General features: G+C 73.3%; 13 protein-coding genes. 10 read left to right on the plus strand and 3 right to left on the minus strand.

What is annotated here, in order from left to right:
- The first annotated feature begins 14 nt into the window (after nucleotides 1–14).
- The 9 genes from CP982_RS35275 (at nucleotide 15) to CP982_RS35315 (ending at nucleotide 9,649) form a co-directional block, all read left to right on the plus strand.
- The gene (locus CP982_RS35275; protein ID WP_150514174.1) at nucleotides 15–866 is read left to right on the plus strand and encodes an arylamine N-acetyltransferase; all 852 of its coding nucleotides are present in this window, start codon (nucleotides 15–17) and stop codon (nucleotides 864–866) included.
- The gene (locus tag CP982_RS35280) at nucleotides 863–1,924 is read left to right on the plus strand and encodes a 3-dehydroquinate synthase family protein (RefSeq protein WP_150514175.1); all 1,062 of its coding nucleotides are present in this window, start codon (nucleotides 863–865) and stop codon (nucleotides 1,922–1,924) included. Before CP982_RS35275 ends, CP982_RS35280 begins: the two co-directional genes overlap by 4 nt.
- Nucleotides 1,921–3,192 carry a 3-deoxy-7-phosphoheptulonate synthase gene (locus tag CP982_RS35285; protein WP_150514176.1) on the plus strand — a complete coding sequence of 424 codons (1,272 nt, stop codon included), beginning with the start codon at nucleotides 1,921–1,923 and terminating at the stop codon, nucleotides 3,190–3,192. Before CP982_RS35280 ends, CP982_RS35285 begins: the two co-directional genes overlap by 4 nt.
- Nucleotides 3,189–4,001, plus strand: a complete 813-nt coding sequence (locus CP982_RS35290; protein WP_150514177.1) for a shikimate dehydrogenase family protein — start codon at nucleotides 3,189–3,191, stop codon at nucleotides 3,999–4,001. Before CP982_RS35285 ends, CP982_RS35290 begins: the two co-directional genes overlap by 4 nt.
- 167 nt (nucleotides 4,002–4,168) lie before the next feature.
- Nucleotides 4,169–5,329 (plus strand): 3-amino-5-hydroxybenzoate synthase, encoded by a 1,161-nt coding sequence (gene rifK, locus CP982_RS35295; RefSeq protein WP_150514178.1) that lies wholly within the window; start codon nucleotides 4,169–4,171, stop codon nucleotides 5,327–5,329.
- Nucleotides 5,326–6,429 carry a Gfo/Idh/MocA family protein gene (locus CP982_RS35300; protein ID WP_150514179.1) on the plus strand — a complete coding sequence of 368 codons (1,104 nt, stop codon included), beginning with the start codon at nucleotides 5,326–5,328 and terminating at the stop codon, nucleotides 6,427–6,429. Before rifK ends, CP982_RS35300 begins: the two co-directional genes overlap by 4 nt.
- Entirely contained in the window at nucleotides 6,426–7,160 is a 735-nt protein-coding gene (locus CP982_RS35305) for an HAD-IA family hydrolase (protein ID WP_150514180.1), read from the plus strand. Before CP982_RS35300 ends, CP982_RS35305 begins: the two co-directional genes overlap by 4 nt.
- A 15-nt stretch (nucleotides 7,161–7,175) precedes the next feature.
- Nucleotides 7,176–8,150 (plus strand): ROK family protein, encoded by a 975-nt coding sequence (locus CP982_RS35310; RefSeq protein ID WP_150514181.1) that lies wholly within the window; start codon nucleotides 7,176–7,178, stop codon nucleotides 8,148–8,150.
- Nucleotides 8,151–8,404: 254 nt separating this feature from the next.
- Nucleotides 8,405–9,649, plus strand: a complete 1,245-nt coding sequence (locus CP982_RS35315; RefSeq protein ID WP_150514182.1) for a cytochrome P450 family protein — start codon at nucleotides 8,405–8,407, stop codon at nucleotides 9,647–9,649.
- A 29-nt stretch (nucleotides 9,650–9,678) separates the two neighbouring features.
- Here CP982_RS35315 and mhpA read toward each other — a convergent pair whose 3' ends face one another.
- A complete protein-coding gene (mhpA, locus tag CP982_RS35320; protein WP_150514183.1) occupies nucleotides 9,679–11,310 on the minus strand; it encodes a bifunctional 3-(3-hydroxy-phenyl)propionate/3-hydroxycinnamic acid hydroxylase MhpA in 1,632 nt (543 codons plus the stop codon).
- A gap of 276 nt (nucleotides 11,311–11,586) precedes the next feature.
- On the opposite strand from mhpA, the gene CP982_RS35325 reads away from it, so the two are divergent.
- Nucleotides 11,587–12,840, plus strand: a complete 1,254-nt coding sequence (locus tag CP982_RS35325; protein WP_150514184.1) for a cytochrome P450 family protein — start codon at nucleotides 11,587–11,589, stop codon at nucleotides 12,838–12,840.
- Nucleotides 12,841–12,945: 105 nt separating this feature from the next.
- On the opposite strand, the gene CP982_RS35330 is transcribed toward CP982_RS35325, so the two are convergent.
- Nucleotides 12,946–14,013: an acetylserotonin O-methyltransferase gene (locus tag CP982_RS35330; RefSeq protein WP_229878984.1), complete on the minus strand. Its 1,068-nt coding sequence runs from the start codon at nucleotides 14,011–14,013 to the stop codon at nucleotides 12,946–12,948.
- A gap of 66 nt (nucleotides 14,014–14,079) precedes the next feature.
- Nucleotides 14,080–14,883: a class I SAM-dependent methyltransferase gene (locus CP982_RS35335; protein ID WP_170316557.1), complete on the minus strand. Its 804-nt coding sequence runs from the start codon at nucleotides 14,881–14,883 to the stop codon at nucleotides 14,080–14,082.
- Between the last annotated feature and the right edge of the window lie 226 nt (nucleotides 14,884–15,109).

The following is a 15,109-nucleotide window of genomic DNA, read 5'->3' on the forward strand; positions in this document are numbered from 1 at the left end:
AAAGAGGCGACGACGTGTTCGACGTGGGCAACTACCTCCAGCGGATCGGCTGCGGCACAGAGACCGGCGTGGACGCCGGGACGCTGCGGAAGCTGCACAAGAACCACCTCATGGCGATCCCGTACAACGGCGCGGCGCAGGACCTCCGCGACGGCATCCGGCTCGTCGACCTCGACGAGGACGCCATGTTCGAGACGAGCGTCGTCGACGGGCACGGCGGCACCTGCTTCCAGCTCGCTCGGCTCTTCCACCGGCTGCTCGGCGAACTCGGCTACGACGTCACGCTGATGGCGGGCAGCACCGCCGAAGGCCGCGAGAACTTCGGGCTCGACGTGGAGCACATGTTCAGCCGGGTCGCCCTGGACGGCGAGGAGTGGCTCGTCGACGTCGGCTACCCGGGCCCCAACTACATCGAGCCGCTGCGGATCACCGACGCGGTGCAGAGCCAGTACGGCTGCCAGTACCGCCTCGTCGAGAACGGGCCCGGGTTCGCCCTCCAGCGCCGGGGGCGGGTCAGCCGGTGGAGCGTCGTCTACACCTTCACGACCACGCCCCGCCGGTGGAGCGACTGGAAGGAGCTGGAGGAGTACCTCAACCGGGAGTACGCGGCCGCCCCCACGGCGTCCGACGCGTGCCCGATCGCCCGCGGAACGGACCGCATCTTCGGGGAGATCGAGGCGGCCACCGGGGCCCACGGGGGCCAGGACGTCCTGTGCGGCCGCACCTTCGACAACGGCCAGGTCGTGCTGAAGGGACGGCGCTACCTGACGGTCCGCGACGGCCGTGAAGAGGTGCGCACGATCAAGGACGACGACGAGCACCGCGACCTGGTCTTCCGCATCCTGTCCGGCGACTGGGCGACATGATGGCCACCGTGGTGCTGCGTCTCGACGGTCACGCGTACGACGTGCTGATCGGCCCGGGCGTGCGCGCGTCGCTCGCCGACGTGGTGCGGCGCCTCGGCGCCCGGCGGGCCGTCGTCGTGTCGGCGCGCCCCGAGGAGTGGGTGCCCGACACCGGCGTGGAGACCCTGCTGCTGCGGGCCAGGGACGGCGAGCGGGACAAGACCCTCGCCACCGTGGAGTCGCTGTGCGGTGAGTTCGTGCGGTTCGGGCTCACCAGGTCGGACGTCGTCGTGTCCTGCGGCGGCGGCACGACGACCGACGTGGTCGGCCTCGCGGCCGCGCTGTACCACCGGGGCGTGCCCGTGGTCCACCTGCCCACGTCGCTGCTCGCCCAGGTCGACGCCAGTGTCGGCGGCAAGACGGCGGTGAACCTGCCGGCCGGGAAGAACCTCGTCGGCGCGTACTGGCAGCCCAGCGCGGTGCTGTGCGACACGGACTACCTCGCGACCCTGCCGCGCCGGGAACTCCGCAACGGCCTGGGAGAGATCGCCCGCTGCCACTTCATCGGCGCGGCCGACCTGCGCGGCCTTCCGCTCGTGGAACAGATCACGGCCAGCGTGACCCTCAAGGCCCGTGTCGTGGAGGCGGACGAGCGGGACACCGGCGTGCGGCACGTCCTCAACTACGGCCACACGCTGGGCCACGCCCTGGAGAAGGCGACCGGCTACGCCCTGCGCCACGGCGAGGCGGTGGCCGTCGGAACGGTCTTCACGGGGCGCCTCGCCGGTGCCCTGGGGCGCATCGGCCCGGCGCGGGTGGCGGAACACCACGACGTCGTCGCGTACTACGGCCTGCCCGCCGCACTGCCCGCAGAGGTCGAACCCGAGGCCCTGCTCAGGCTGATGCGGCACGACAAGAAGGCCATCACGGGTCTCGCGTTCGTCCTGGACGGCCCGGCCGGCGCGGAGCTGGTGAGCGACGTGCCGCCCGAGGCGGTCGCGCGCGTCCTGGAGGAGATGCCGCGGGCGCCCCTCGCCGACCTCGTCGGGGACGCCACCACCCACGTGGCCCGGACGTGAGCCGCGCGCACCGCCTCCTGGCCGGCGAACTGGCGGCGGCCCTGGCGAGACCGGCCGCCCAGCAGCCGGACTGGCCGGACCCGGAGCGGGCACGAGCCGTGGTGGCGTCCCTGAGCCGGGCCGCCCCGCTCGTGACGCCCGCCGAGACCGCGCGCCTCGCGGACCGGCTCGCCGCGGTCGCGCGCGGCGAGGCGTTCCTGCTCCAGGGCGGGGACTGCGCCGAAGCCTTCGCCGAGAACACCGAAGCCCACCAGCGGGCCAACCTGACCGTGCTCGCCGACATGGCCGCGCTCCTCGCCCGCCGCACCGGACGGCCGGTCGTCGAAGTCGCCCGGATGGCCGGGCAGTACGCCAAGCCGCGCTCCCGGCCCCTCGACGCGCGGGGTCTTCCCGTCTACCGCGGCGACCTGGTCAACTCGATCGAGCCCACGCCCGCGGCCCGCACCCCTGACCCCGCCCGGATGCTGCGGGCCCGCGCCGACGCCGCGCGCGCGATGGCCGTGGTGCGGGACTTCCGCCCCGGCACGCGGCCGCCGCCCGGCGAGAGCGGCCGCTACGTCAGCCACGAGGCGCTCGTGCTCGACTACGAGCGGTCCTCGCTGCGCGTGGACACCAGCGGGCCGGAGCCCCGTCTGGCCAGCGGCCTCGGACACTTCCTGTGGATCGGCGAGCGCACCCGCGACCCCGACGGGGCGCACATCGCGTTCGCGGCCCTCCTCGCCAACCCGATCGGCCTCAAGATCGGCCCCCGTACCACCCCGGAGCAGGCCGTCGACTACGTGCGCAGGCTCGACCCGCACGGCGAACCGGGACGCCTCACCCTGATCAGCCGCATGGGGCACACCAGGATCCGTGCCGTCCTGCCCGCGATCGTGGAGAAGGTCACCGCCTCGGGACACCAGGTGATCTGGCAGTGCGACCCCATGCACGGCAACACGTACACCGCGGCGAACGGCTACAAGACCCGCGAGGTCCGGCACGTCCTCGACGAGATCGCCGGGTTCTTCGCCGTGCACCGGCGCCTCGGCACGCACCCCGGCGGCCTGCACGTCGAGTTGACGGGCGACGACGTCACGGAGTGCGTCGGCGGCGCCGGTGGCCTCACCGCGGCCGACCTGCCCGCCCGCTACCGCACGGCCTGCGACCCCCGCCTCAACGCGGAGCAGTCGAGGGAACTCGCCACCGCCGTCGCGGACCTCGCGGCGGCCGGTGTGACGGACGGAACGGACAGAACGAACAGAACGAACAGAGAGGTGAGGCTGCGATGACCGGACACCCTCCCGGCACGCCCATCAAAGGCACCACCCGGCTGTACGCCGTCCTGGGAGACCCCGTCGCCCAGGTCCAGGCGCCCGCCCTGATGAATCCGCTCTTCGCACGCCTCGGCATGGACGCCGTGCTCGTGCCGGTGCACGCCCGGCCGCCGCACCTCGACGCCGTCGTGCGCGGCCTGCGGGGGATCGACAACCTCGACGGCATGTTCGTCACCGTGCCCCACAAGGTGGCCGTACGCCGGCTCGCCGACCGGTGCGGCCCGACCGCGGACATCGTCGGCAGCGCGAACGTGCTGCGCCGGGAGGCCGACGGCGCCTGGCTCGCCGAGAACTTCGACGGCTCGGGCTTCGTCACGGGGCTCGTCGCGGCCGGACACCGGCCCAAGGGCGCCCACGTGGCGCTCGTCGGGACGGGCGGCGCGGGCAGCGCCATCGCCGCGGCCCTCCTCGCCGCGGGCGTCGACCGCCTGTCCGCGTACGACACGGACACCGCGAAGCTCGGCGCCCTCGTCGCCCGCCTCGACGCCCACTGGCCCGGCCGGGTCCGCGCGCTGGACGGACCGCACCTGCGGGACGTCGACATCGCCGTCAACGCGACCCCGCTCGGCCTGCGCCCCGACGACCCGCTGCCCTTCTCGCCGGACGGACTGCCGCCGGGCGGCGTGGTGGCCGACATCGTGATGAAGCCCCGCGAGACGAGGCTCCTGCGCGAGGCGGCCGCCCTGGGCCACCCCGTCCACCACGGCATTCACATGCTCGAAGGCCAACTGGACGCCTACCAGGCCTTCTTCGGGCTTTCCTGAGGCCCGGCCCGGTGCAGGACCGAGGGCGCGCCGACTACCTGACCGAGGGATGCGGGGGCGTCGCCAGGCCTCTACTTTGGACCTGTTGGTCATCTTTTCTCCCCTCCGCGGCACGCGGCCCCGACTGTCCCGCACCCCGCGTCGAGCCGATCCATGGTTGGAGAAACATGAACGTGCGACAGACGCCGGAATTCCCCGCGTGGCCGCAGTACGACGAGACGGAGCGCGAAGGTCTCGTCCGCGCCCTCGAACAGGGCCAGTGGTGGCGGATGGGCGGCAGCGAAGTCGAGTCCTTCGAGCGGGAGTTCGCCGACCACCACGGCGCCGCCCACGCCCTCGCGGTCACCAACGGGACGCACGCGCTCGAACTCGCCCTGCAGTGCATGGGCGTCGGCCCCGGCACCGAGGTCGTCGTCCCGGCCTTCACCTTCATCTCCTCCTCCCAGGCGGCCCAGCGGCTCGGCGCGGTCGCGGTCCCGGTGGACGTCGACGAGGACACGTACTCCATCGACGTGGCGGCGACCGCCGCCGCCGTGACGCCGAGGACCCGGGTGATCATGCCCGTGCACATGGCGGGCTTCATGGCCGACATGGACGCCCTCGCCAAGCTGTCCGCCGACACGGGCGTCCCGCTGCTCCAGGACGCCGCGCACGCCCACGGCGCCCGGTGGCGCGGCAGGCGCGTCGGCGAACTCGGCTCCGTCGCCGCGTTCAGCTTCCAGAACGGCAAGCTCATGACCGCGGGCGAGGGCGGTGCCGTCCTCTTCCCCGACACGGAGATGTACGAGACGGCGTTCCTGCGGCACAGCTGCGGGCGGCCCCGCACCGACCGCCGGTACCTGCACGAGATCGCCGGATCCAATCTGCGCCTCAACGAGTTCTCGGCGGCCGTGCTCCGCGCCCAACTGGGCCGCCTCGAACAGCAGGTGACCACCCGGCAACGGCGCTGGGCGCTCCTGTCCGGACTCCTCGGCGCGATCGACGGAGTGGTCCCGCAGCGCGGCGACGAGCGCACCGACTTCCCCTCGCACTACATGGCGATGTTCCGCGTCCCCGGCATCGGCGAGGAGCAGCGCAACGCGCTCGTCGACCGGCTCGTGGAGGCGGGCGTCCCGGCGTTCGCGGGCTTCCGCGCGATCTACCGCACCGACGCCTTCTGGGAGATCGGCGCGCCCGACGAGACGCCCGACGAGGTCGCCGAGCGCTGCCCGCGCACGGAGGCCATCAGCCGGGACTGCGTCTGGCTCCACCACCGGGTGCTGCTCGCCGCCGAGCAGGCCCAGCACGAGACCGCCGCGATCGTCGCGGACGCTGTGGCCGCCATATGAGCGTCAGGACGGCCGTCGTCGGGCTCGGCTGGGCGGGCCGTGAGCTCTGGCTGCCGCGGCTGCGCGCGCACGCCGACTTCGACGTGGTGGCCGCCGTCGACACCGAACCCGCGGCGCGGGCCGCCTTCGACGCCGCCCTCGGCGTTCCCGTGCACCCGACGGCGGGCGCCCTCACCGCCGAGGACGTCGACCTCGCCGTCGTCGCCGTGCCCAACCATCTGCACGCCGAGGTGGCGGGAGCCCTCCTCGGCAGGGGCGTGCCCGTCTTCCTGGAGAAGCCGGTCTGTCTGACCGCCGCCGAGGCCGACGTCCTTGAAGCCGCCGAACGCGACGGCGGCGCCACGCTCCTCGCGGGCAGTGCCGCCCCGCACCGCGGTGACGTGGCGGCCCTCGCGGGCCTGGTGCCGGACCTCGGCCACGTCCGGCACGCCGACCTCTCCTGGATCAGGGCGCGCGGCGTCCCCCGGGCGGGCGGCTGGTTCACCCGGCGCGACGAGGCCGGTGGCGGCGTGCTGTTCGACCTCGGCTGGCACCTCTTCGACACGCTCGCCTCGCTGCTCGGCCCGGTCCCCTTCACCCAGGTCGTCGGCGTCACGTCGAGCGACTTCGTCAACGCCGCCGCCTGGGGCGCGGCCTGGCGCCGTGACCGGCCGGAGGCCGCAGGCGCCCCCGGCGACGTCGAGGACACCGCGCGGGGCTTCCTCGTCCGCGCCGACGGGATCTCCGTGTCGCTGCGCGCGGGATGGGCGTCGCACGAGGCCCTGGACGTCACCCGCGTCCAGCTCGTGGGCAGCGCGGGCACCGCCGAGCTGCGGTGCACGTTCGGCTTCAGCCCCAACCGCCACCCCGCGTCGGTCCTGACACTGACTCGTGAAGGCACCACCACGGCGGTCCCCGTGCCGGACGAGCCGATCGGCGACGAGTACCGGCGGCAGCTCGACGGCCTCGCCGCCGCCCTGAAGGAACCGGGCAGCCGCGGCAGGGCCGTCGGCGAGGCCCGCACGACGGTCCGCGTCATCGAGGACTTCTACGCCTCGGCCCGTTCCGCACCCGCGCGGAACGACGTGCCCGCCGGGCGGTGGACGGGGGAGAACCCATGACATCAGCGGTATCGGGAGAGCCGTCCGACGTACTGGACGAGGAGCACGCGAAAGGCCGGGGAGAGAGGACCGCGGCGACGCTCGCGCCCGTCAGGCGCGCCGTGGTCTTCGACCTGGACGGCGTCATCGTCGACAGCTTCGCCGTGATGAACGAGGCGTTCGCCCTCGCCTACAAGGAGGTCGTCGGCGAGGGCCCGGCCCCGTTCGACGAGTACCGGCGCCACCTGGGGCGCTACTTCCCGGACATCATGCGGATCATGGGCCTGCCCCTGGAGATGGAGGAGCCGTTCGTCCGCGAGAGCTACCGCCTCGCCCCCAAGGTGCCGGTCTTCGAGGGCGTCGTCGAACTGCTCCTGACCCTGCGCGTACGCGGGATCAAGCTCGCGGTGGCCACCGGCAAGAGCGGGCCGCGAGCGCGCTCCCTGCTGGAACAACTGGGCCTCCTGCCGTTCTTCGCCCATGTGCTCGGCTCGGACGAGGTGCCCCGGCCGAAGCCCGCGCCCGACATCGTGGAGCACGCCCTGCGCCTGCTCGGGGTGAGGGCCGACGAGGCCCTCATGGTGGGCGACGCGCCGACCGACCTCGCCAGCGCCCAGGGCGCCGGAGTGGCCGCGATCGCCGCGCTGTGGGCCGTGGACGACGCGGACGAACTGCTCGCCGCCCGGCCGGACGCCGTCCTGCGCCGCCCGGCCGACCTGCTGGACCTGTGCCCGCCCGTGCCGGGCGCCTGAGGAAGGGCCCGCGGTATGGAGAGCGCCCCGGCCGGGGAGAGCGCCCTGTACCTGGGTGTCGACATCGGGGGCACCAAGGTCGCCTTCCGGGCGGAGACCGACGCGGAGTGCGTCCACGAGAGCGCGTTCGCGTGGCACCCGCGGCACAGCGCCGCCCGAGACCTACGCCAACTGGCCGACACCGTCGACGAGTTGCGGGCGCGCCTCGGTGTCCCCTTCCGGGTGGTGGGCGTCGCGATGCCCGCGACGGTCGACCCGGACGGGCACGTCCGCGCCTGGCCGGGCAGACCGGAGTGGACCGGCACGGACCTCGGCGCGGCCCTGCGCCCGCTGTTCCCCGGAGCGGCCCTCGCCTGGGCGGACGACGGCGACCTCGGCGCGCTCGCGGAGTCCAGGGCCTCGGGCTGCGACGACCTGCTCTACCTCGGCGTGGGTACGGGCGTCGGCGGCGGCCTCGTCCTGGGGGGCGAGCCGTGCCCCGGGCCGGGCCGCGGCTCCTTCGAGGCCGGGCACATGGTCGTCGAGCTGAGCGGCCCGCGGTGCGACTGCGGCCGCAGGGGCTGCCTCCAGGCGCTGGCCTCGGGCCCCGCGACACTGCGCCGCGCGCACCGGCTGCGGGGGAGCGCGGTCACCTTCGACGACCTGCTCACGGCCTGGGGCGACGGGCGGCCGTGGGCCGTCACCGCGCTGCGCAGGACCTGCCGGGCCCTGGCCGCCGCGGCGGTGGGCGTCCAGGAGCTGCTCCGGCCGCGCCTCGTACGCGTCGGCGGCGGCTTCGCGAGCGGCATCCCCGGATTCGCCGGCCTCGTCGCCGACCACGTCACGGAACTGGCCCGCCCCGGCCTGCCCCCGCTCCCGGTGGAGCGGGCCGCGCTCGGCGGCCTTTCCTCCTTGCACGGCGCGGTGTCGCTGGCCCGCCTGATCGCACCACGCCCCTTTCCGGATTCCGCGGAGCGTCGGGAGAACAGCCGGGAATCCTTATCAGGTTGAGGGGTGCTCAACCAGTTATGGCTGGCCTATCGTCCGGCGTATCGGCGAAGCACGGAGGATCGGCGGAGCACGGCGTATCGGCGAGCACGGCGTATCGGCGGAGCACGGGGAATCGCCGGAGCACGGAGAAGTGGAGCACGGAGAAATACCGGACGCCGGTCATTCGCCGCCCCGTACGGCAGAGCCCGTCCCTGTTCCTGTCGCCCGCCGGTGGGTCAGCAGGTCACTTTCCTCGACGCAGAAGGGGTACCCCCATGACAGCCACCGCCGAGAACGCGACCGAGCCGATCGACCTGCTCTCGCCGGACCTGACCGCCGACCCCTTCGCGATGTACGCGCGGATGCGCGAGCAGGCGCCGGTCCTGGCCGGCACGGTCCTCGGGTCACCGATGTGGCTCGTCACCGGCTACGACGACGTGCGTCTCGTCCTCACCGACCCGCGGTTCGTCACCGACCCGGCCTCCGTACGGGGCGAGAGCCCCGACGGCGGGCACGCCATCCTGAAGAAGCTCAACATCCCGTCCGACGTGGAGGACCTCATCGCCAAGGCGATGATGAACCTCGACGGCGCCCCGCACGCCCGGCTGCGCAAGCTGGTCTCCCGCGCGTTCACCGCGCGACGGGTGGCCGAGATGCGCCCGCGCGTCGAGGAGCTGACCGCGCGGCTGCTCGACGGCATGGCCGAAGCGGGCCGCGACGGCACGCCCGTCGACCTCGTCGAGTCGTTCTGCTACCCGGTGCCGATCGCCGTGATCTGCGAGCTGGTCGGCATCGACGAGGCGGACCGGCCGCAGTGGTCGGGGTGGGGGCGGGTGCTGTCCCTGATGCAGGTCGAGCACCTCCCCACCATCCTGCGCGAGTGCTCGGCACACGTCACGGACGTGATCCGGCGCCGCCGCGCCGAGCCGCGCGACGACCTGATCTCCGCGCTGATCCAGGCCCAGGAGGACGACGGCGACCGGCTCTCCGACCGGGAGATGGTCACCCTCGTCTTCACCATGGTGACCGCAGGCCACGAGTCGACGACGTACCTCCTCGGGAACTCCGTGCTCGCCCTCCTGGAACGCCCCGACCAGCTCGCCCTGCTGCGCGAGGACCCGTCCCGCTGGCAGCCCGCGGTGCGCGAACTCATGCGTCTGGGCCCCTCCCAGTTCGCGCAGCCCCGGTACGCGGCGCAGGACGTCGAGCTGAGCGGCGTGCGGATCCCCGCGGGCTCGGCGGTCACCCCGCTGCTCCTGGCCGCGAACACCGACCCGCGCAAGTACGCAGACCCCGAGCGCCTCGACGTCCACCGGGGCGCCGGGAGCCACGTCGGCTTCGGGATGGGGGTGCACCACTGCCTGGGCGCGCCGCTGGCCTATCTGGAGGCGGAGGTCGCGCTTCGGGCGCTGTTCGACCGGTTCCCCGGGATGTCCCTCGCGGTGCCGCGCGAGGAGATCCCGTGGGCGCTGCGGCCCGGCTTCACCCGGGTCGCGGAGCTTCCGCTGCGCCTCGCCTGACCGCCCGCGGCGGATCGTGCGACGGCCCGTCAGACGGCCCCGCGCGGTGCGCCGGCCGGGACCGGTGCGCGCAGCTGGTCCCGCAGGTCGTCGAGCAGCTCCCGGGTGCCGTCGGGCCCGCTCGCGGCGCCGAAGACGTGGTAGTCCGGGCGGACCAGCAGGGCCGTCGCCCCGAACCGGGCGAGATACGGCCGGTAGACGTCATCGGTGTCCACCACCTCGACGACGCCGGGCGCCGCGGCGTCCACGGCCAAGGGCGCGTCCTTCGCCGCGGCTCCGGGTGGCACCAGCCGCACCACGTGGGCCGTAAGACCGTCGAGGAAGGAGAGCCGCTCCGCGTCGAGCGCGGCCCGCGGGTCATCCGTGGTCAGCAGCACGAAACCGCGGCCCACGACGTCGTCGAAGAGCCCGCAGGAGCCGTCCCGGTCCACGCGCCCTTGCGGGACGACCGCGCCCGCGGGTGCCTGTCCCGCGGACCGCTGGTGCAGCAGCCCGCCCGGGAGCGGCCTCGCGGGCTCCGGCCCCGACGGCGCGCGCCCGCGCCGGCCCGCCAGCACGGTCGCGTCCCGCTCGGCGGCGGCCACGGGGTCCGTCACACAGATCAGCCGGCCCAGCTGGACCGACGCCAGGATCGCCTCCCTGGCCTGCGCGCGGCGCTCCTCCGCATAGCTGTCCAGGAGCGACGGGGCCGCCCGCCCGCGCAGCGCCAGATCCAGCTTCCACGCCAGATTGGCCACGTCCCGGATGCCGGAGCACATGCCCTGCCCGGCGAACGGCGGCATGAGATGGGCCGCGTCCCCGGCGAGGAGGACGCGGCCCACGCGCCACCGGTCGGCCCAACTGGCCTGGAAGATGTACGTGGTGCTGCGCAGCAGCGTCGCGGTGTCGGGGGTGACGCCGAACGGGGCGAGCAGCCGCCAGGCCGCCGCGTCCCCGCTCAGCTCGGCGGCGCTCTCGCCCGGCAGGCGCATGAACTCCCAGCGCCGCCGCCCGGGGCCGCTGCCCACCAGGGTCGTGGGCCTGGCCGGGTCGCAGAGCTGCACGTTGGTCGGGGTGAACGCGCGCGGCTCGCGCAGTTCGACGTCGCAGAGCAGCCACTCGTAGGAGAACCCGAGGTCGGTGACGGGCACGTCGAGGTGGTCGCGCACGAAGCTGTTGGCGCCGTCGCAGCCCACGACCCACCGTGCGGACAGGACGCGGGTGGTGCCGTCGCCGGTGGCCGCCGTCACCTCCACCCGCCGCTCGCCGTCGGCGATCCCCACAGCCTCGTGGCCGCGCAGGACCGTGACCCCGAGCGCCGCGGCCCTGGCCGCGATCAGCTCCTCCAGGGCGGGCTGGTGCATCGTGCTGGCGTCCGGCCAGCCGTAGGGGCCCGCCGTGGTGAAGGGGATGTCGAGGAGCGCCGCGCCCGCGGCGGTCCGCCACTGGTAGCCGTTGGCCGCCTCGGTGATCCGGCCGAGGTCCGGGCCGATGCCGGCGGCGGCGAGGAGCCGGGCCGTCTCCCCGTCGAAGCTGGTCGCCCGGGGGAGCGGATACGGCCGGCGGCGGCGCTCGAGCACGGTCACGCGCAGGCCGCGCTGGGCGAGCAGCACCGAAAGCACGGCACCGACCGGTCCGTTGCCCACGACGACGACATCCGCGTCCGTGGGGTCCGAAGGCACTTCGAAATGCGTCAAGGAAAACCTCACAGATACGCACTGCTGGAAGAGCTGAATTCCACCGTGCCGGAAATCGCTGGAACAGTATTCCAGGGCGCGAAACGTGTCAAGAAGCGGAAAACCTTACCAGGTTGAGGGATACGCCACCGGCTATTCCTGCCCTAGCCTGCCGAAGAGTCGTGTCAAGGGCCGTACGGACCCGGGAACTTCAAAGTCCGGGTCCGCCGTGCCCTATTCAGCTCCGCCGCCGCGAAATCCTCGACGCCGAAGGGGAGACCCATGACAGCCACCGCCGAGAACGCGACCGAGCCGGTCGACCTGCTCTCGCCGGATCTGATCGCCGACCCGTTCGCCGCGTACGCGCGGATGCGTGAGCAGGCGCCGACCCTGACCGGCTCGATCATGGGCGGACGCCCGATGTGGCTGGTCACCCGCTACGAGGACGTCCGCCAGGTGCTCACCGACCCACGCTTCCACAACAACCCGGCGTCGGTGCCCGACGCCCCGGACACCCGTACGACGATCATGCGCCAGCTCAATCTGCCGACCGACCTGGTCGACTACCTCGAAGACAAGCTCATGCAGATCGACGGCGCCGACCACCGCCGCCTGCGCGGCCTTGTCTCGAAGGCGTTCACGGCACGCCGGGTGGCCCGGCTCCGCCCCCGGGTCGAGGAGATCACCACGTCGCTGCTCGACGCGATGGCCGACGCGGGCCGCGACGGCGCGCCCGTCGACCTGTTGACGGCGTTCTGCTATCCGCTCCCGTTCACCGTGATCTGCGAGCTCGTCGGGATCGACGAGGCCGACCGCGCGCCCTGGTTCGAGTGGGGGCACTGCCTGTCCTCGCCCACGGAGCACCGCGAGCGCCTCCCGCGGGTCATGCGCGAGTGCGTCGACCACATGCTGGAGGCGATCGCGCGGCGGCGCGCCGAGCCGCGCGACGACCTGATCTCCGCGCTCGTCGAGGCCCAGGAGGACGACGGCGACCGGCTCTCCGAGCGGGAGATGGTCACCCTGGTCTTCACCCTGGTGATCACCGGGCACGAGACGACGACGCACCTGCTCGCCAACTCGGTGCTCGCCCTCCTGGAGAACCCGGACCAACTGGCCCTCGTCCGGGCCGACCCGTCCCGGTGGCCGCAGGCGGTGAACGAGCTGATGCGGCTCGGCCCGACCCAGTGGGGACTGCCCCGGCACCCGTCGCAGGACGTCGAGCTCGGCGGCGTGACGATCCCCGCGGGCGCCACCGTCATGCCGCTGATCCTGCCCGCGAACACCGACCCGCGCCGGTACGACGACCCCGAGCGCCTCGACATCGGCCGCGAGACCGGGCAGAGCCACCTCGGCTTCGGACAGGGGGCGCACTACTGCCTCGGAGCTCCGCTGGCGCTCCAGGAGGCGGAGGTGGCGCTGCACGCGCTGTTCGAGCGGTTCCCCGGGATGTCCCTCGCGGTGCCGCGCGAGGAGATCGTCTGGACGCTGCGCCCCGGCGTCACCCGCGTCGAGAAGCTCCCGCTGCGCCTCGCCTGAGCGCGCGTACGCCCGTACTCCCTCGCCCTCCCGGAGATCCCGGGGGCGAGGGAGTACGGGCGTACGGTGCGTGGGATCAGGGCGCGTCGACGGCGCCCGGCACGGTCAGGCGACCTTCGTCGCGCACAGGATGCCGTGGGCGATCAGGGCCCCCGGCATGGTGGTGAGGTCCTGCGCGACCGTCCTGGTGACCCGGAACCCGGCCTCCTCCAGCCACTTCCGGTACGTCGACAGCTTCTGCGGCCCGCCCTGGCCCATGGTGCAGCCGAGGAAGTAGGCGGGGAAGATGTCGACGCCGACGCTGCTGGGCTCCCCGATGTCCTCGGGGTAGACCGGCACCAGGATGTTGACCTTCCCGCCGACCTCCAGGGCCTCGCTCACGCCGTTGAGGATCGTGCGCACGTCGTCCTTGTCGAACATGTCGAGGAAGTGCTTGATCAGGACGACGTCGAACCCCTTGGGGACGCTGCGGAAGACGTCGCCGCCGATGAAGGAGCAGTGTTCCGCCACACCTTGGGCCCGGAAGTTCTCCAGGCACTCGTCCTCCTTCTCGGGCAGGTCGAACGTCGTCACGCGCAGGCCGGGCGACGCCTTCAGACGGTAGGTCAGGATCGCGCCGAGCCCGGTGTTCCCGGCCAGGTCGAGCACCTGCGAGCCGGGCGGTATGTGGATGTTGCGGAAGAACCAGGGGTCCATGTGGGCGGTGACGTCGTCCATCATCGTCGCCCAGGACTCGCGCAGGTCCTGGTGCTCGGCCACGGCCTCGTACAGGTTCCCCTCGAATCCGTACAGCTTGTCCAGGCCGACGATGCCGCCGGTCCTGACGCTGTCGGTGAGGTAGAACAGCTGCCGGAGCATGACCACCTTGATCATGTTCAGGACGGGGAGCACCCGCTGGAGATCGGCTTCGGACACGTCCGCGAACGCGTCGAGGGAGTAGCCGCCGGACGCCTTGTCGAAGGCGACGAAACCCTCCTTGACGGGCAGGTGCAGGAGTTGCTCCACGGCGTCCGGCTTGGCGCCGACGGCCTCGCCGAGCTGGGCCGCGGTCATGCCGGGCCGCTTGCGCAGCGCGTCGACGATGCCGAGCTCGAAACAGGACAGCAGGATCATGAACCGCGAGGGCCCCACCATGTACTCGCGCAGGCGCGTGAACGTGGCCACTGCATTCATCGCACTCAATTCCTTCGGGTTCGCCGGGTCGGGTTCGCTGGGCCGACTTCGCCGGATCGGCAGGGCTCACTCGGGGCGCCGGGCGACGATCCTGGCGTGGTGGAGACCGGCCTTGCCCGCGGCGAACGCCGCCAGCAGCACCTCGTCCACGAACTCGTCGACGCGCTCGCCCAGCGCGTCGGCCTGCGTGGCGAAGCCCATCAGCTTGTACCGCCTGCGCATCTCGGCCAGCTCCGCGTCGGACGGCAGGGAGCCGTTCCCGCCCAGGGCGTGCACGATCGCCGGGTCGTAGTCGACCAGTTCGAGGCCCGCGTCCCGGAGCACCTCCGCCACCTCCTCTGCCGGGTAGTCCCGCATCGCGGGCGGCGCCGAGGCCAGCAGGCCCTTCCACTTCGCGCTGCCAGAGACCTCGCGCACGATCCCGAACATCCCCGCGCCGTCGCCGCGCGGCTGGGCGCCGGACCACTGGAGTACGAGATGGCCGCCCGGGCGCAGCGCACGGGCCATCCGGCGCAGCGGCTCCTCGGCCCCGGTCAGCCAGTGCAGCACCCAGGAGGAGTGGATCAGGTCGAACCGGCCGCGCGGCAGCTCCAGTTGCTCGGCCGGGCACACCTCGGCCCGCACGGAGAGCCCGGCGCACCGCTGCCGCGTGGCCGCCACCATGGACGGGGAGGCGTCGCTGGCCCACACCTCGAAGCCCCGCTCCGCGACGGCCCGCGCGACCTCCCCGGTGCCGCAGCCGATCTCGGCGAAGGTGCCGCCCTTCTCCAGGGCGCCGCCAGCGCGTTCGAGCGCGGCCAGGGCCGTCTTGATGTGGGGCGCGTTCACCTGCGCGTAGTCCTCGGCCAGCCAGGCGTTGACTGCGGTCATCGACGAAGTCCTCTCTCTGCCGGGAAGACCGCGGCGGCCCGAGCGCGAGCCGAACGGCACACCGCACTCGCGCGACACCGCGGTCATGAGCGCCCGGGACGCCGGAAGGGATGAGCGCGCGGGCCCGTTCCTGGAACCGTTCCGCGGCTTCGCAGCCTAGGACGGCCCCGACCGCACTTGGCATCCCTCGACCTGATAGGCCGCGCTGCCCGGAGAGGTGCGGCTG

The organism is Streptomyces spectabilis (assembly GCF_008704795.1).
Classification (GTDB): Bacteria; Actinomycetota; Actinomycetes; order Streptomycetales; family Streptomycetaceae; genus Streptomyces; species Streptomyces spectabilis.